A 17823-nucleotide genomic window follows, 5' to 3' on the forward strand; every position below is an offset into this window, starting at 1 on the left:
CCGAGACAATCCGAGACAAGGGGACCAACCTAACGCGGGGGTCACGTCAGGGCCGGTACTCCACGTGCAGCACGGGAGCGCCGGCGGTGCCGCCCTCGAGGGCGACCGCCGTCCGCACGCCGGTCCCCGTGACCACCACGGCGACCGCGTTCCCCGAGACCCAGCCGGCGCGACCGACCACGTTCTGGAGCGGTACGGCGAGGTCGGGGGTCCGCTGGTCCGCGCCGCGTGCGCCGACCGCCGGCCACGCGACCGGCGCCCAGGCGACGGCGGCGGTGCGGGGGCGCGACGACACGTTGCGCGTGGTGTTCACGAACGCGGCCGCCGCGTCGGCGTCCTGCAGCGCGACCGACAGCGACGCCGCGGCGGACGACGCCTCGTCGGTCGTGAACTGCACCCAGGCACGCACGATCGTGGCGCCGCGCGGCACCGCCAGCGCCGAGAAGCGGATCCCGACGGTCTGCACGCTGGAGCCGTCGGCGACGAGCTCGAGGTCGCTGCTGCCGAGGTTGACCGACCCGCTCGGGCTCTCCTCGACGTCGTCCGCCCCGGTCCCCACCCGCACGTCAAGCGTGGTGACCGTCCCGCCGGGTGGTGCGTCGGCCACGGTCACCGTGACTGTGTCGCTCGCGCTCAGCTCGCCGTCGGTGGCGGTGAGCCGCAGCACGTAGCTGCCGGCCGCGGAGAACGTCGCGGTCGTCGCCGCCGCGCCGGGGCTGGCGAAGGTCGCCGTACCCGGCCCGCTGACCTGGCTCCAGGTCGCGCTCACCGAGCTGCCGGTGGGAAGCCCGTCGTCGACGGCCGACCCGCTCAGGCTCGCGGCCGAGGGCCGGGTCACCGACGCGTCCGGGCCGGCGTCGACGGTGGGCGCGGCGTTGGTCTGCCCGGTCCCGCCGGTCGTCCAGCTCACCGAGAGCGACGGGCCGAGCGCGGCGCCGGACTCGAAGGCCTCCGCCGTACGGCGACCGCTGCCGGTGAAGACGAACGCCATCGCGTTGCCGCCGGCCCAGCCGCCGCGGTTGACCAGCTCCTGGACGACGGCGCGCAGGTCGGGCGTGCGCTGGGCGGTGCCGCGCTCGCCGACCGTCGGCCAGGTCGCCGGGGACCACGCCGCCGACGCGGCCGTGACCGGCCGGGTCGAGACGTTGCGGCCGGCGGTCGTGAACGTCGTCGGGTTGTCAGCCGCCTGCGCGCGCACGGTCATCGTGGCCACGTCGGTGGACACCTCGTCGACCTGGAGCTGCACGAACGCGGAGGTGATGGTCGCGCCGCGCGGGACCGTGACGCCGGGGAAGCGGATCCCGACGGTCTGCACGCTGGCCCCGTCGGTCACGAGCTCGAGGTCGCCGCTCGTCAGGGCGACCGAGCCGCCGGGCGCCTCCTCGGCGTCGTCGCTGCCGGTGCCCGGCCGGACCACGACGGTGCTGACGGTGCCGCCCGGGGGCGGGGCGTCGGTCACGGTGACCGTCAGCGTGTCGGTGGCCGAGAGCTCGCCGTCCGAGGCGGTCAGGCGCAGGACGTACGACCCGGCGGCGGGGAAGGCGGCCGTGGTCGCCGTCTGCGTGGCGTTGCCGAAGGTGACGGTGCCGGGCCCGCTCACCTGGCTCCACGTCGTGGCGAGGGGGCTCCCGGCGGGGAGCCCGTCGTCGGCGGCGGTCCCGCTGAGCGAGGCGGTCGCGGGCAGGGTCACCGCCTGGTCGGCGCCGGCCTCGACGGTCGGGGCGGCGTTCGCCGTGGGGGGAGTGCCGCCCGTCGTGTAGCTGACCCGCAGCAGCGGTGCGGCGGCCGCGCCGCCCTCGAAGGCCACGGCGGTGCGAACACCGGTCCCGGTGATGACGAAGGCGGCCGCGTTGCCGCTGGCCCAGCCGGCCCGCGACACCACCCGTTGCAGGGCGGAGGACAGGTCGGGCGTGAGCTGGGCCGCGGCGCGCTCGCCGACGGTGTTCCAGGCAGGCGGGGACCAGGCGAGCGAGGGGGTGCGCGGCCGGGAGGAGACGTTGCGGGTCGCGGTCGTGAAGGCGGCGGCGTTGTCGGCGTCCTGCGCCGCGACCTGAAGCGACGTGGCCCCGGTCTTCACCTCGTCGGTGGAGAACTGGATCCGCGCCTGCGTGACGGTCGCGCCGCGCGGCACGGCCAGGGAGGGGAAGCGCAGGCCGACGGTCTGCACGCTGGACCCGTCGGTGACCAGCTCGAGGTCGCCGCTGGTCAGCGCGACCGAGCCGCTCGCGGCCTCCTCGGCGTCGTCGGCGCCCGCCGTCACGTGCGCCTCCACCGTGGTCGACGTGCCGCCGCCGGGCGGCGGATCGCTCACCGTGACGGTCGTGGTGTCGGCCGCGCTGAGCTCGCCGTCGTCGGCGGTCAGCCGCAGCACGTAGCTGCCGGCGGCGGAGAACGTCGCGGTCGTCGACGCGGCCGTCGCGTCCGCGAAGCCGACCGTGCCGGGTCCGGAGTCGACCGACCACCTTCGGGTCAGCGTGCCGCCTGCGGGACGGCCGTCGTCGGACACCGAGCCGACGAGGCTCGCGGAGGCCGGGAGGGTGACGGCGAGATCGGGTCCGGCCGAGACCGTCGGCGCCCGGTTGCTCGGCGCGCTGCCGTCGGACTCGACCGCGCCGACGTCGGGGGCGGCGCCGAGGTAGTCGGCGACCTGCGCGGCGATCTCGCCGCCGGGCAGCGTCATCTGCGCCGTACCCGCGTCGACGAGGGGACTGCCGGGCTGGGGTGCCCACGACGCGTCGAGCAGCGGGTCGCCGGAGAACGCCGTGGCGGCGTCGACGTTGCTGCTGACGTTGGCGGCACCGTTGGCGAAGAAGTGGTTGTACGCCGTCACGGACGCGCCGTCGACGTTCTTCAGCGCCGGGCCGACCTGGCGGGTCAGCACGTTGTTCACGGCGACGAGGTTGTCGCCGCCGACGATCCCGTGGTTGTTGCGGGAGAAGACGTTGTTGAGCACGAGGACGCGCTCGTTGAGGCTCGCGCCGCGGTAGTCCTCGGACGTCACGCCCCCGTCGAGCAGGCCGAGCCCGGCCTCGCCGTTGTCGGCGATCACGTTGCGCTCGATGGTGAACAGGCTCGCGGACTGTGCGGCCGGCGCGATCGTGTCCTGGTCGATGATCTGCAGGCCGTCCTGCCGGTTGCCGGTGAACTCGTTGCCGCGGATCACCACGGCGCGCTGCGGCGCGGTCACGTTGGTCATGCGGGCCTCGACGCCGTCACCGGCGTTGTCCCGCACGTCGTTGTCGACGACGACCACCGACGACTCGTCGATGTCGACGCCGTCGTCCCCGTTCTGGCTCATCGTGTTGTGCTGCACCAGGCCGGCGCTGTTGCGCGGGAAGTCGAAGGCGTCCGACCCGCTGACCACGACGTTGTGCTCGGCGACGACGTGGCCGCCGCTCGCGGTCTCGATGCCGTCCTTGCCGTCGCGCACGGTCAGGCCGACGATCCGGGTGGCCGGGCCGGCGGCCGCGGCGACGCCGATCGTGTCGGTGCCCGTCGCGGGACCGCTGATGACGGTCGCGGCGATCATCGCCGGGTCGCCGGTGGTGTAGTAGGTCGACGCCAGTGTCAGGGTGCGCGGAACGACGACGTTCTCGCGGTAGGTGCCCGGCGAGACCAGGACGAGTGCGTTGAGCGGGGCGGCGTTCAGGGCCGCCTGCACGGTCGGGTAGTCGGCCGGTACGCGCAACGTCGCCGCGTGCGTCGTGCCGACGGTGAGGGACAGGTCGTCGCTCGCCGTCCCCCCGCCGTCGTCGGCGGTCAGCCGCAGCACGTAGCTGCCCGCCGCGCCGAAGCGCGCCGACGTGAAGGCCTCGTCGGCCCGGCCGAACGTCACGCTGCCCGGTCCGCTGACCACGCTCCACCGGGCCTCGACCTGCGACGGGGCGGGCTGCCCGTCGTCGCTGACCCGCCCCGGGAGGAACGCGGTGTCCGCGGTGGTGAGCACCTGGTCGGGCCCGGCGTTCACGGTGGGTGGTGCGCCGGTCGCCGCGCCGGCCGGCACGGGCCCGAGCACCGAGGCGCACACCGACGCCACGACGAAGGTGACGAGAGCAGGACGCAGGCGACGCTTTCCCCGGAGCATGCGCCAGGATCACCCGGGCGGTCCGGAGGGAGGATCGTGCGATGTGCGTAGGAATCGGCCGTAAAAGGAACGGCGCCCCCGGTAGGATTCGAACCTACGCACCCGCCTCCGGAGGGCGGTGCTCTATCCCCTGAGCTACGGGGGCTCGGGATGCGCCGAAAGCGTACATGAACGTGGCTCCTACGACGGACCGGGGGTTTGACCGAGGTGATGGCCCGATGACGCCGCCTCGGGGGCGCGTGCTGGTCGTCGACGACGCCCCCGCGATCCGTGAGCTGATCGCCGTCAACCTCGAGCTCGAGGGGTACGACGTCGACCGGGCGGGCGACGGCGAGGAGGCCCTGGCGGCGGTCGCCCGGCAGCGGCCCGACGTGATCACCCTCGACGTGATGATGCCGCGGCTCGACGGGTTCTCGACGATCGAGCGGCTGCGCTCCGACCCCGACACCGCCGACATCCCGGTGGTGCTGGTGACCGGCCGCGCGTCGGCCGCCGACCGCGCGCGGGGCGAGCTGCTGGGCGTCGACGGGTTCCTCGCCAAGCCGTTCGAGCCGGCCGAGCTCCTGGCCACGATCCAGCGGCTCACGGGCGGCGCCCCGGTCGTGGACTGAGGGGCCGGTGAGCCGGAGGTCACGCCTCGCATACCGATATCGGTAGCGGAGCGGGCACGGCGCGTCGATACCCTGGTTCGGTGACCCCTGAACAGCTCTCGACCGCCATCGTCGGCGCGCTCACGGACCTCGTGGACTCCGGCGCGCTGACCCTCCCCGACGCCGTGCCGGCGAGCGTGGTGGTGGAGCGACCGAAGAGCAAGGAGCACGGCGACTACGCCACCAACGTCGCCCTCCAGCTGGCCAAGAAGGCCGGCCTCCCGCCGCGCGACCTCGCCGGCCTGCTCGCGGACCGGCTGCGCGCCACCGAGGGGATCGCCGCGGTCGACATCGCCGGTCCCGGCTTCCTCAACATCACCGTCGAGGCCGCGGCCCAGGGCGCCCTGGCGGCCCAGATCGTCGAGGCCGGTGCGGCGTACGGCGGCAGCGACCTGATGGCCGGCGAGAAGGTCAACCTCGAGTTCGTCTCCGCCAACCCGACCGGGCCGATCCACCTCGGCGGCACCCGGTGGGCCGCCGTCGGCGACGCGCTCGGCCGGATCTTCGAGGCCAGCGGCGCCGACGTGACGCGGGAGTACTACTTCAACGACCACGGTGCCCAGATCGACCGCTTCTCCACGTCGCTGCTGGCCAGCGCCAAGGGTGAGCCGACCCCCGAGGACGGGTACGGCGGGGCGTACATCGCCGACATCGCCCAGCAGGTGATGCAGACCGAGCCGCGCGTGCTCGACTTGCCGGACGACGAGGCGCAGGAGGTCTTCCGGTCCGTCGGCGTCAACCTGATGTTCGACGAGATCAAGCAGAAGCTGCACGAGTTCGGCGTGGACTTCGACGTCTACTTCCACGAGAACAACCTGCACGAGTCCGGGGCCGTGAAGCGCGCCGTCGAGCGGCTGACCGACCTGGGCAACACCTACGAGAAGGACGGCGCCCTCTGGCTGTCGACCGAGCAGTTCGGCGACGACAAGGACCGCGTGATCATCAAGTCCGACGGCAAGGGCGCCTACCTGTCCGGCGACCTCGCCTACTACCTCGACAAGCGCGAGCGCGGCTTCGACCGCTGCCTGATCATGCTCGGGGCCGACCACCACGGCTACGTGGGCCGGATGATGGCCATGTGCGCCGCGTTCGGCGACAAGCCGGGCGAGAACCTCGAGATCCTGATCGGGCAGATGGTCAACCTGCTCTCGGACGGCCAGCCGCTGCGGATGTCGAAGCGGGCGGGCACCGTGGTCAGGCACGACGACCTGGTCGACGCCATCGGGGTGGACGCGTCGCGCTACGCGCTGGCCCGCTACACCTCCGACACCACGATCGACATCGACCTCGACCTGTGGGCCAAGCAGACCAACGACAACCCGGTCTTCTACGTGCAGTACGCCCACGCGCGGCTCGCCTCGATCCTGCGCAACGCCGCCGACCTCGGCCTGTCCGCGGCGCGTGGCGATGCGTTCGACCCGTCGCTGCTCTCGCACGAGAAGGAGGGCGACCTGCTGCGGGCGCTCGCCGAGTTCCCGCGCGTGGTGGCCGCGGCCGCGCAGCTGCGCGAGCCGCACCGGGTCGCGCGCTACCTCGAGGACACCGCGTCGAGCTTCCACAAGTTCTACGACGCCTGCCGCGTGCTCCCGATGGGCGACGAGGAGCCGGCGCCGATCCACGCCGCCCGGCTGCTGCTCGTCGAGGCCACCAAGACCGTCATCGCCAACGGACTGCACCTGCTCGGCGTCTCCGCGCCCGAGCGCATGTAGTAAGGAGAACCGTGCCCGTCTCCCACGAGGCCGGCTGGGCGCACGCCGACGGGGCACTCCGTGGCCCCTCCTGGCTGCGCGAGCCCGGCGACGTCAACGCGCTCGTCCCGCTGCTCTGGTCGTCGACGGCCCGCAAGAACGCCGACGGCGCCCTCGAGGTCGGCGGCGTCGACCTGCGCGACCTGGTCGCCGAGCACGGCTCGCCGGCCTACGTCCTCGACGAGGCCGACTTCCGGGCCCGCGCCCGGGCGTTCCGGGAGGCGTTCGCCGACTACGACGTCTACTACGCCGGCAAGGCCTTCCTCTGTACGGCGGTCGCCCGCTGGGTCGCCGAGGAGGGCCTGTGCCTCGACGTCTGCTCCAGCGGGGAGCTGACCGTGGCGCTGCGCGCCGGCGTCGACCCGGCCCGGATCGGCTACCACGGCAACAACAAGACCGTCCCTGAGCTGCGCCGCGCGGTCGACGCCGGCGTGGGCCGGATCGTCCTGGACTCCTTCACCGAGATCGAGCGGCTGGCCGCCGTCACCACCGAGACCGGCCGCACCGCGCCGGTGATGGTCCGGGTGACCGCCGGGGTCGAGGCGCACACCCACGAGTACATCGCCACCGCGCACGAGGACCAGAAGTTCGGCTTCTCCATCTCCTCCGGCGACGCGTTCGAGGCGGTCCGGCAGGTGCAGGAGGCGGCCGGCCTCGACCTGCGCGGCCTGCACTCCCACATCGGCAGCCAGATCTTCGACACCTCCGGCTTCGAGGTCGCGGCACGTCGCGTGCTGACCCTGCACGCGAGGGTCTCCGACGAGCTCGGCGTGTCGATGCCCGAGATGGACCTCGGCGGCGGCTTCGGCATCGCCTACACCACCCAGGACGACCCGTCCGACCCGGCGCAGCTCGCCACCGAGCTGACCAAGATCGTCGAGCACGAGTGCCGGGCGTTCGACGTACCCGTGCCGCAGCTGTCCGTCGAGCCCGGCCGCGCCATCGTCGGGCCGGCGATGTGCACGGTCTACGAGGTCGGCACGGTCAAGCCGGTCGGGCTCGACGCGGGAGCGGTGCGCACCTACGTCTCGGTCGACGGCGGGATGTCCGACAACATCCGCACCGCGCTGTACGACGCCGACTACTCCTGCACGCTCGCGTCCCGTCACTCCGACGCCCCGGCGGTGCTGGGCCGCGTGGTCGGCAAGCACTGCGAGGCCGGTGACATCGTGGTCAAGGACGAGTTCGTGCCCGCCGACATCGCACCCGGCGACCTGCTGGCCGTGCCGGGCACGGGCGCCTACTGCCGCTCGATGGCCAGCAACTACAACCACGCGCTGCGGCCGCCCGTGATCGCGGTGCGCGACGGTCGCGCGACGGTGCTGCTGCGCCGCGAGACCGAGGACGACCTGCTCGCGACCGACGTCGGGTGACGTCTCGGAGACCGGAGACTCGTGCGCCGCGGCGGCGGGATGGCCCAAGATGAAGGGCCGGACCCCAGAACCACGGGAAGAAAGAGGGTGAGCCCGCTGTGTCGGCCCCACCACTGAAGCTGGCCCTGCTCGGCTGCGGCTCGGTCGGCAGCCAGGTCGTGCGGCTGCTGCGCGAGCAGGCCGACGACCTCACGGCCCGCGTGGGTGCGCCGATCGAGCTCGTCGGCGTCGCCGTACGCCGCCCCGAGCTGCAGCGTGACGCCGAGGTCCCGGCCGAGCTCCTCACCACCGACGCCGCCGGGCTCGTCGCCCGCGACGACGTCGACCTGGTGATCGAGGTGATCGGCGGCATCGAGCCGTCCCGCGCGCTGATCCTGGCGGCGCTCGAGAACGGCGCCTCCGTCGTCACCGCCAACAAGGCCCTGCTCGCCGAGGACGGCAGCACGCTGTTCGCCGCGGCCGAGAAGGCCGGGCGCGACCTCTACTTCGAGGCGGCGGTGGCGGGCGCCATCCCGATCCTCCGCCCGCTGCGCGAGTCGCTCGCCGGTGACCGGGTCACCCGGGTGCTCGGCATCGTCAACGGCACGACCAACTTCATCCTCGACAAGATGGACACCCTCGGCAGCGGCTTCGCCGAGGTGCTCGAGGAGGCGCAGGCGCTCGGGTACGCCGAGGCCGACCCCACCGCCGACGTCGAGGGCTACGACGCCGCCGCCAAGGCCGCGATCCTCGCCAGCCTGGCGTTCCACACCCGGGTCACCGCGGCCGACGTCTACCGCGAAGGCATCAGCGAGGTCAGCGCCGCCGACGTCGCCTCCGCCCGCGAGATGGGCTGCGTCGTCAAGCTGCTCGCGATCTGCGAGCTGCGCGAGGGCCCCGACGGCCCGGCCGTCTCCGCGCGCGTGCACCCGGCGATGATCCCGAGGAGCCACCCGCTCGCCAGCGTCCGCGAGGCGTTCAACGCGGTCTTCGTCGAGAGCGAGGCCGCCGGCCAGCTGATGTTCTACGGCCCCGGCGCCGGCGGCGCACCCACGGCGTCCGCCGTCCTGGGTGACCTGGTCACCGTCGCGCGCAACCGGCTCAACGACGTGCGCGGCGCGGGGGAGTCGGCCTACGCCGACCTCGACGTGCTGCCGATGGGCGAGACGGAGACCCGCTACCACGTGGCGATCGACGTCGACGACCGCGCGGGCGTGCTGGCCCAGGTCGCGCAGACCTTCGCCGCGCACCAGGTGTCGATCCAGACCGTCCGCCAGGAGGGTCACGGCGACGACGCCCAGCTCGTCGTCGTCTCGCACCGCGCGGCCGACTCCGCGCTCGCCGCCACCGTCGACACCCTGCGCAAGCTCGACTTCGTCCACGACGTCTCGTCCGTCATGCGCGTGGAGGGCGACTTCTGATGGCACACCAGTGGCGGGGCGTCCTCGAGGAGTACGGCGACCGGATGTCGCTGCCCGAGGGCACCCCGACCATCACGCTGCGCGAGGGCGGCACCCCGATGGTTGACAGCCGCTGGCTGTCCGGCCTGCTCGACGCCGAGGTGTGGCTCAAGGTCGAGGGCGACAACCCGACCGGGTCCTTCAAGGACCGCGGCATGACCGTCGCCCTGTCCGTCGCCGTCGGCCAGGGCGCCGAGGCGGTGGTCTGCGCGTCGACCGGCAACACGTCGGCGTCGATGGCGGCCTACGCCGCCAAGGCCGGGATCAAGCCGCTCGTGCTGGTGCCGCAGGGCAAGATCGCCGCCGGCAAGCTGGCCCAGGCGATCGTGCACGGCGCCCAGGTGATCATGGTGCGCGGCAACTTCGACGACTGCCTGCGGATGTCGCGCGAGCTGGCCGAGCACTACCCGGTCGCCCTGGTGAACTCCGTGAACCCGATGCGCCTCGAGGGCCAGAAGACCGCGTCGTTCGAGATCGTCGACTTCCTCGGCGACGCCCCCGAGCTGCACGTGCTGCCGGTGGGCAACGCCGGCAACGTGTCGGCGTACTGGAAGGGCTACGTCGAGTCCGAGAAGGCCGGGGCCAGCAGCCGCCGCCCGCGCATGCTCGGCTGGCAGGCCGCCGGTGCCGCCCCCCTCGTCCTCGGCGAGCCGGTCGCCCACCCCGAGACGGTCGCCTCCGCGATCCGCATCGGCAACCCGGCGTCCTGGCACCTCGCGGTGGCCGCGCGCGACGAGTCCGAGGGCTCGTTCCGCGCGATCGACGACGACGCGATCCTCGCCGCGCAGCGCGAGCTGGCCGCGCGCGACGGCGTCTTCGTCGAGCCCGCGTCGGCCGCCGGCGTCGCCGGCCTCCTCCGCGACCACGCCGACGGCGTCTCCTACGCCGGCCGGCAGGTCGTCGTCACCGTCACCGGCCACGGCCTCAAGGACATCGACACCGCGCTGTCCACGTTCACCGACCTCGTCGACACCGTCGTCGACGCCGACGTCGACGCCGCCGCGGCGGCCGCGGGACTGCGTTGATGCCCACCCTGCTTCCCGGACCGGTCACCGTCACCGTGCCCGCCACCAGCGCGAACCTCGGCCCCGGGTACGACGCCCTCGGCCTCGCGCTGAGCCTGCGCGACACCGTCACCGCCGAGGTCGTCGACGGCCCGGGCTCGGTCGTGGTACGCGGCGAGGGGGCGGGCGCCGTACCCCTCGACGACAGCCACCTCGTCCGCCGCGCCATGCAGCGCGCGTTCGACGCGATGGGCTGCGGCACCCCGTCGATCCGGCTCACCTGCGACAACGTCATCCCGCACGGCCGCGGGCTCGGCTCGTCGTCCGCCGCGATCGTCGCCGGCGTCTGCGCCGCGCGCGGTCTGGTCGGCGGAGGGTCGCTGCTGATGGACGACGACGCGGTCTTCGCGCTCACCGCCGAGATCGAGGGCCACCCGGACAACGTGGCGCCCGCGTTCTTCGGCGGGTTCACCGTCGCCTGGGGGAGCGGCGGCCGGTTCCACGCCACCAACGCGTCGGTCGACCCGCGGGTCGCCGCGGTCGCGTTCGTCCCGCCCGACCCCGTCGAGACGACGGTCGCGCGCGGTCTGCTCCCGGCCCAGGTGCCGCACGCGGACGCGGCTTTCAACGTCGGCCGGGCCGCGCTGCTGGTCGCCGCGCTCGGCGGGCGGCCGGAGCTGCTGCTCGAGGCGACCGAGGACCGGCTGCACCAGGACCAGCGGGCGCCCGCCATGCCGGGCACGGCCGCCCTGGTCAAGGAGCTGCGCGCCGACGGGCTTCCCGCGTTCGTGTCGGGGGCGGGCCCGACCGTGCTCGTGCTGACCGACCCGCTCGCCCAGGCGGGCGTCGCGGCGCGGGTTCCGGACGGCTGGCGGGTGCACACCCTGGCGGTCGAGTCGCAGGGCGCCGTCGTCACGGAGGGCTGATCCGGCGAGCATTCGCGGGACTCTTCGCGGGAACAGCGCGCGGTGTGTCGGTGTTGTAACAGTTGCGGACCGCCGTACCCGATGGTGTTAGTCTGCCGCTGCGCGAGCGAATCGTGGGGTCCCACGGTCCGAGCTTTCCGATCCAGCTCCCACGATCCCTCTCCGAGCGCACTCTTCCTCTCGCTCTACTTCACGCGACGCGTGCGACGCGTCGCCGTGGCGCTCTGCGACGGGATCGACCAACACACGGCCGCTCGGGTGTCTCCCGACCGGCCTGGACGTGGGAAGGACCTCACGTGACCGACACGACCACCCCCATCCCCGAGACCGCCCCCGCCGCCAAGAAGCGTGCGGGCGGACTGAGCGGGATGCTGCTCCCCGAGCTCAAGCAGCTCGCCGGTGGGCTGGGTATCAAGGGCGCCGGCGGCATGCGCAAGAGCCAGCTGATCGACGCCATCCGGGCCGCCCAGGGCGGCGGCCAGCCGGACCGCTCCGCGGCGAAGGCGAGCCAGGACGACGCGGGCGACCGGCCCGCGAAGGCGCCGAAGAACGACCGCGCCGACAAGACCGAGAAGACCGACAAGCCGGAGAAGGCCGCGCAGGCCGAGAAGGCTGACAAGAACAACACCAGGACCGAGCAGTCCGACAAGCGCCCCGAGCAGTCCGGCAAGTCCGGGCAGCCCGAGCAGGCCGAGCAGAAGGACCGCGGCGGCCAGCAGAACGACCGCGGCGGCCAGCCGAACGACCGTGCCGACCGTGGTCAGCAGCAGAACGACCGCGGCGGTCAGCAGCAGAACCAGGGCAACGACGACGGCGGCAGCCGCCGGAACCGTCGCCGCCGCGGCCGGGACCGGGACCGCGAGCGCCCCACCAGCAGCAACCAGCGCAGCAGCGGCGGCCGCGAGCCGGACACCCAGATCCTCGAGGACGACGTGCTGCTGCCGGTCGCCGGCATCCTCGACGTGCTCGACAACTACGCGTTCGTCCGCACCAGCGGCTACCTGCCCGGCCCCGACGACGTGTACGTCTCGCTGTCGATGGTGCGCAAGTTCGGCCTGCGCCGCGGCGACGCGGTCACCGGCCAGGTGCGCCAGCAGCGCGAGGGGGAGCGCAAGGAGAAGTTCAACCCGCTGGTCCGGATCGACACCATCAACGGTGGCGACCCGGAGGGTGCCAAGCACCGGGTGGAGTTCCAGAAGCTCACCCCGCTGTACGCCTCCGAGCGGCTGCGCCTGGAGACCGAGTCGACCAACCTGATCGGCCGCGTCATCGACATCGCCGCCCCGATCGGCAAGGGCCAGCGCGGCCTCATCGTCTCCCCGCCCAAGGCCGGCAAGACGATGATCATGCAGTCGATCGCCAACTCGATCACGACCAACAACCCCGAGTGCCACCTGATGATCGTCCTCGTCGACGAGCGTCCGGAGGAGGTCACCGACTTCCAGCGCACGGTGAAGGGCGAGGTCATCGCGTCGACGTTCGACCGTCCCGCCACCGACCACACCTCGGTCGCGGAGCTGGCCATCGAGCGCGCCAAGCGTCTCGTCGAGCTCGGCCACGACGTCGTCGTGCTGCTCGACGGCATCACTCGCCTCGGCCGCGCGTACAACCTGGCGGCCCCCGCCAGCGGCCGGATCCTCTCCGGTGGTGTCGACTCGTCGGCGCTGTACCCGCCGAAGAAGTTCTTCGGCGCCGCCCGCAACATCGAGGACGGCGGCTCCCTGACCATCCTCGCCACCGCCCTCATCGAGACCGGTTCCAAGATGGACGAGGTCATCTTCGAGGAGTTCAAGGGCACCGGGAACATGGAGCTCCGGCTCCGCCGCGAGTTCGCCGACAAGCGGATCTTCCCGGCCATCGACGCCGTCCAGTCGGGCACGCGCCGCGAGGAGCTCCTGATGAGCAAGGAGGAGCTCCAGATCGTCTGGAAGCTCCGCCGCGTCCTCTCCGGCCTCGACGGCCAGCAGGCCCTCGAGCTGCTGCTCGAGCGGCTGAAGAAGTCGCAGAGCAACATCGAGTTCCTGATGCAGGTGCAGAAGACCACGCCCACCGCGAACGGCAACGGTCACGCGCAGCACGGGCACGGCCACAACGACTGACGACTATCCACAGAACTTCCCGGCCTGTTCCTGCACTTCCAGGGCGTTGCAACGCCCTGGAAGCGCAGGAGTCCCTGGTGAACCAGGGACTCCGACACGCCGGACGCCGGGAATAGTCCACACGCCGGGGGACTTGAGGGGACACGTGGAGACGGTGACCCAGCGCCCTGGTACGACGCGGACCCGGCCGCCCGCGCACGGGCTGAGCCGCGGCCGGCACGTCCAGCTGATCGTCGTGCTGGGCAGCCTGATCGCGCTCGGTCCGCTGACGATCGACATGTACCTCCCGGCGTTCCCGCAGCTCGCCGACGAGCTCGACGCGTCGGCGGCGTCGGTCCAGCTCACGCTGACCGGCATGCTCGGCGGTCTGGCGTTCGGCCAGCTCGTGATCGGGCCGCTGTCGGACGCGTTCGGGCGTCGCAGGCCGCTGCTGGCCGGGCTCGTCGTGCACGCGCTGGCGTCGCTGCTCTGCGCGGTCGCGCCGAACATCGCGGTGCTCAGCGTCGTGCGTGTGCTGCAGGGGTTCGCGGGCGCCGCGATCTCGGTGGTCGCGCTGGCGACCGTGCGCGACCTGTTCAGCGGTGTCGCCGTCGCGCGCACGATGTCGCGGCTGATGCTGGTGATCGGCCTGGCGCCGATCGTCGCGCCGTCGATCGGCGGGTTCATCCTGCAGGTCACCGACTGGCGCGGCATCTTCTTCGTGCTCGCGGGCGCGGCCGTCGTCCTGATCGGGGTCGCGCTGGTGGGACTGCGGGAGACGCTGCCCGTCGAGCGCCGGCGCTCCGCGCGGGTCGGCGCGACGCTGCGCACCTACCGCTCGCTGCTGTCCGACCGGACCTTCGTCGCGCTCGTGCTGGTGGCCGGCCTGTCGTTCTCCTCGCTGTTCGTCTACGTCTCCGGGGCGTCGTTCGTGCTCCAGGAGGGCTTCGGCCTGGACGCCCGGACCTTCGGCCTCGTCTTCGGCGCCAACTCCGCGGCGCTCACCATCGCCTCGCAGCTCAACCCGACGCTGATCCGGCGGTTCGGCCCGGCCAACGTGCTCACCGGGGCGATCCTGGTCTCGATGGCCGCGGCGGTGGCGCTGCTGGTGGCCGGGCTGGCCGGTGGGGGACTGGTGACGGTCCTCGTGCCGCTGATGGTCGTCCTCGCCTCGGCCGGCCTCGCGATGCCCAACACCCCGGCGCTGGCGCTCAACCGGCACGGCGAGGCGGCGGGTACGGCGTCCGCGATGCTCGGCTGCGTCCAGTTCGGCGTCGGCGCGCTGGTCGCCCCGCTGGTGGGCGTGCTGGGCAGCACGACGGCGGCGCCGATGGGCGCGGTGATGCTGACCGTGACGGGGCTGGCGGCGCTGCTGATGTTCGCCGTCGTCCGCCGCGACCCGACCGTGCAGGCGGTCCGCTGACCGGGTTCCGACACCCGTCGCACGGCCCCGACGTCGCGGAATTAGGTCGGCGCCGCAGTTGTTTGGCAGACTGTATGGCTGGTTCCGGTTCACGCCGTGAGCACTCGCGCTCCGGCGACCCGGCGACTGCACCTCGAGAGGAAACCATGAAGAAGGACATCCACCCGGACTACGTGTCCACCCAGGTCACCTGCACCTGTGGCAACACGTTCACCACCCGCAGCACCGCGAAGAGCGGCGTCATCCACGCCGACGTCTGCTCGCAGTGCCACCCGTTCTACACCGGCAAGCAGAAGATCCTCGACACCGGCGGCCGCGTCGCCCGCTTCGAGGCCCGCTACGCCAAGAAGGACGCTGCCAAGAAGTAGCGACCGCGACAGCGCCGGCTCCCCGTCCACACAGGGGACCGGCGCTGTCTGTTTGTCACGGGCGGTGGTCTCGACGAGCTGGACCACCCGGAGCAAGAGGAGGAGCGGTGTTCGAGGCGGTCGACGGCCTGGTCACGGAGCACCGTGAGCTGGAGACCCGGCTCGCCGACCCCGCGATCCACGCCGACCAGGGGCTCGCGAAGCGGCTGAACCAGCGGTACGCCGAGCTCTCCGCCATCGTCCGGACGTACGACGAGTGGCAGCAGCTCGGCGACGACGTCGAGGCCGCCCGGGAGCTCGCGCACGAGGACGAGTCGTTCGCCGAGGAGGCCGAGCAGCTCGCCGAGCGCCGTGTCGCCACCGAGGAGCGGCTGCGGCACCTGCTCGTCCCGCGCGACCCCGCCGACTCCAAGGACGCGATCCTCGAGATCAAGTCCGGCGAGGGCGGTGAGGAGTCCGCGCTGTTCGCGGGCGACCTGCTCCGGATGTACTCCCGCTACGCCGAGCGCCGCGGCTGGAAGACCGAGCAGCTCGACGCCACCGAGTCCGACCTCGGCGGCTTCAAGTCAGTCACGGTCGCGGTCAAGGCCAAGGGCGCGCCCGAGCCCGGCGAGGCGCCGTACGCGCTGCTGAAGTTCGAGGGCGGCGTGCACCGCGTCCAGCGCGTGCCGGTCACCGAGAGCCAGGGCCGGGTGCACACCTCGGCCGCCGGGGTGCTGGTGATGCCCGAGGCCGAGCAGGTGGACGTGACGATCGAGGAGAAGGACATCCGGATCGACGTGTTCCGGTCGTCCGGCCCCGGCGGCCAGTCGGTCAACACCACCGACTCCGCGGTCCGGATCACCCACCTGCCGACCGGCATCGTCGTGTCCTGCCAGAACGAGAAGAGCCAGCTCCAGAACCGCGAGCAGGCCATGCGCATCCTGCGCTCCCGCCTGCTGCAGGCCGCCCAGGACGCCGCCGACGCCGAGGCCTCTGACGCGCGCCGCTCCCAGGTCCGCACCGTCGACCGGTCCGAGCGGATCCGCACCTACAACTTCCCGGAGAACCGCATCTCCGACCACCGCACCGGCTACAAGGCCTACAACCTCGACGCGGTGCTCGACGGCGACCTCGAGCCGGTCGTCACCTCCGCGGTCGAGGCCGACCTCGCCGCCCGCCTCGACGCCCTGGAGCCGGAGCAGTCGACGTCGTGACCGGTCGCCGCGCACTCGTCAAGGGGGCGGCGCTCCGGCTGGCCCGGGCCGGGGTGGCCAGTCCCGAGCACGACGCCGCCGAGCTGCTCGCCCACGTGCTGGGCACGACCCGCGGCAACCTGCCGCTCTCCGACGAAGTCGACGCCGCGCAGGCCGCCGCCTACGAGGACCTGGTGGGCCGGCGCGAGGCCCGCGAGCCGCTCCAGCACCTGGTCGGCTCCGCCGCCTTCCGGTACGTCGAGCTGGCGGTCGGCCCGGGCGTCTTCACGCCCCGGCCCGAGACCGAGCTGCTCGCCGGCTGGGGCGTCGACCGCGCCCGCGACGTGCTCGCCTCGGGGCGCACCCCCGTCGTCGTCGACCTCTGCACCGGCTCCGGCGCGATCGCGCTCAGCCTCGCGACCGAGGTGCCCGAGGCGGTCGTGCACGCCGTCGAGCTGAGCGAGGACGCCTTCGTCTGGGCGCAGCGCAACCTCGCCGGATCGGGCGTGGACCTGCGCCAGGGCGACCTGGCCGACGCCTTCCCCGACCTCGACGGCACCGTCGACGTCCTGCTCTGCAACCCGCCGTACATCCCGCTCGAGGCCTATGAGTCCGTCGCGCAGGAGGCGCGCGACCACGACCCGCACCTCGCGCTGTTCTCCGGGGACGACGGCCTCGACGCGATCCGGGCGCTCGAGGTGACCGCCGCAAGGCTGCTGCGCGACGGCGGCGTCGTCGGGGCCGAGCACGCCGACGTGCAGGGCGAGGTCGCGCCGGCGGTGTTCCGGCGCACCGGCCGGTGGCGCGAGGTGACCGACCACGACGACCTCGCGGGCCGCAACCGCTACCTGACCGCGCGACTGGCACGATGAGGACCGTGATCGACGCATGAGCAACCGCTTCGCCACCGACGAGCCCACCGAGCGCGAGGCCGGCATCGCCGCTGCGGCGCTCGCCGTCCAGCGCGGCCAGCTCGTCGTCCTCCCGACCGACACCGTGTACGGCGTCGGCGCCGACGCGTTCTCGGCCGACGCCGTGCGCTCCCTGCTGGCCGCCAAGGGCCGCGGCCGCGACATGCCGCCGCCCGTGCTCGTCTCGGCGGCCACGACGCTCGACGCCCTCGCGGTCGGGGTGCCGTCCTACGCGCGGGCGCTGATCCAGGAGCTCTGGCCCGGCCCGCTCACGCTCGTGTGCCGGCAGCAGCCGTCCCTGCAGTGGGACCTCGGCGACACCCGCGGCACCGTCGCGGTCCGGATGCCCGACCACGAGGTCGCACTGGAGCTGCTCTCACGCACCGGGCCGCTGGCCGTGAGCAGCGCCAACCGCACCGGCCTCAACGCGGCGACCGACGCCGACGCGGCCGAGTCGATGCTGGGGGAGAAGGTCGAGGTGCTGCTCGACTCGGGCCCCACCGCCGGGGAGGTGCCGTCGACGATCGTCGACGTCACCGGTGACACCGGCCGCGTGCTGCGCCTCGGGGCGGTCTCGCTCGAACGTCTCAACGAGATCGTGTCCCCGATCGGCGCCACGATCGTCGACGAGGGGTAGGCGCCCC

General features: G+C 73.1%; 13 protein-coding genes and 1 tRNA gene. 12 read left to right on the top strand and 2 right to left on the bottom strand.

The annotated features are described in order from the left end of the window. Positions 1-46: 46 nt before the first annotated feature. Both ETU37_RS19505 and ETU37_RS19510 read right to left on the bottom strand, forming a co-directional pair. On the bottom strand, positions 47-4084 hold the full coding sequence (locus ETU37_RS19505) for a right-handed parallel beta-helix repeat-containing protein (RefSeq protein ID WP_129989016.1): 4038 nt from the start codon (positions 4082-4084) through the stop codon (positions 47-49). A gap of 73 nt (positions 4085-4157) precedes the next feature. Beyond that, positions 4158-4229: transfer RNA gene (locus ETU37_RS19510), tRNA-Arg, on the bottom strand. A gap of 73 nt (positions 4230-4302) precedes the next feature. Here ETU37_RS19510 and ETU37_RS19515 point away from each other — a divergent pair. From ETU37_RS19515 to ETU37_RS19570, 12 genes are all read left to right on the top strand, one after another. Beyond that, the gene (locus ETU37_RS19515) at positions 4303-4695 is read left to right on the top strand and encodes a response regulator transcription factor (RefSeq protein WP_129989017.1); all 393 of its coding nucleotides are present in this window, start codon (positions 4303-4305) and stop codon (positions 4693-4695) included. 80 nt (positions 4696-4775) lie between these two features. Then, complete coding sequence (gene argS, locus ETU37_RS19520; protein ID WP_129989018.1) at positions 4776-6443, top strand: arginine--tRNA ligase; 1668 nt, start codon at positions 4776-4778, stop codon at positions 6441-6443. An 11-nt stretch (positions 6444-6454) separates the two neighbouring features. Next, positions 6455-7855 carry a diaminopimelate decarboxylase gene (gene lysA / locus ETU37_RS19525; RefSeq protein ID WP_129989019.1) on the top strand — a complete coding sequence of 467 codons (1401 nt, stop codon included), beginning with the start codon at positions 6455-6457 and terminating at the stop codon, positions 7853-7855. Between the two features lie 98 nt (positions 7856-7953). Beyond that, the gene (locus tag ETU37_RS19530; protein WP_129989020.1) at positions 7954-9255 is read left to right on the top strand and encodes a homoserine dehydrogenase; all 1302 of its coding nucleotides are present in this window, start codon (positions 7954-7956) and stop codon (positions 9253-9255) included. Further along, positions 9255-10319 (top strand): threonine synthase, encoded by a 1065-nt coding sequence (thrC, locus tag ETU37_RS19535; protein WP_129989021.1) that lies wholly within the window; start codon positions 9255-9257, stop codon positions 10317-10319. Before ETU37_RS19530 ends, thrC begins: the two co-directional genes overlap by 1 nt. Next, positions 10319-11224, top strand: a complete 906-nt coding sequence (gene thrB / locus ETU37_RS19540) for a homoserine kinase (protein ID WP_129989022.1) — start codon at positions 10319-10321, stop codon at positions 11222-11224. Before thrC ends, thrB begins: the two co-directional genes overlap by 1 nt. A 296-nt stretch (positions 11225-11520) precedes the next feature. Next, positions 11521-13323, top strand: coding sequence for a transcription termination factor Rho (gene rho / locus ETU37_RS19545; RefSeq protein ID WP_420819120.1), 1803 nt, complete (start codon positions 11521-11523; stop codon positions 13321-13323). Positions 13324-13477: 154 nt separating this feature from the next. Then, positions 13478-14725: a Bcr/CflA family multidrug efflux MFS transporter gene (locus ETU37_RS19550; protein WP_240755841.1), complete on the top strand. Its 1248-nt coding sequence runs from the start codon at positions 13478-13480 to the stop codon at positions 14723-14725. Between the two features lie 146 nt (positions 14726-14871). Further along, entirely contained in the window at positions 14872-15093 is a 222-nt protein-coding gene (gene rpmE, locus ETU37_RS19555) for a 50S ribosomal protein L31 (RefSeq protein WP_129989023.1), read from the top strand. Positions 15094-15200: 107 nt separating this feature from the next. Then, the gene (prfA, locus tag ETU37_RS19560; RefSeq protein WP_129989024.1) at positions 15201-16289 is read left to right on the top strand and encodes a peptide chain release factor 1; all 1089 of its coding nucleotides are present in this window, start codon (positions 15201-15203) and stop codon (positions 16287-16289) included. Continuing rightward, positions 16286-17140, top strand: a complete 855-nt coding sequence (gene prmC, locus ETU37_RS19565) for a peptide chain release factor N(5)-glutamine methyltransferase (RefSeq protein WP_129989025.1) — start codon at positions 16286-16288, stop codon at positions 17138-17140. Before prfA ends, prmC begins: the two co-directional genes overlap by 4 nt. Positions 17141-17156: 16 nt before the next feature. Continuing rightward, positions 17157-17816, top strand: coding sequence for an L-threonylcarbamoyladenylate synthase (locus ETU37_RS19570; protein WP_129989026.1), 660 nt, complete (start codon positions 17157-17159; stop codon positions 17814-17816). The last annotated feature ends 7 nt before the right edge of the window (positions 17817-17823 follow it).

Origin of the sequence: Nocardioides iriomotensis, from assembly GCF_004168035.1 — a bacterium.
GTDB classification, from domain to species: Bacteria; Actinomycetota; Actinomycetes; order Propionibacteriales; family Nocardioidaceae; genus Nocardioides_B; species Nocardioides_B iriomotensis.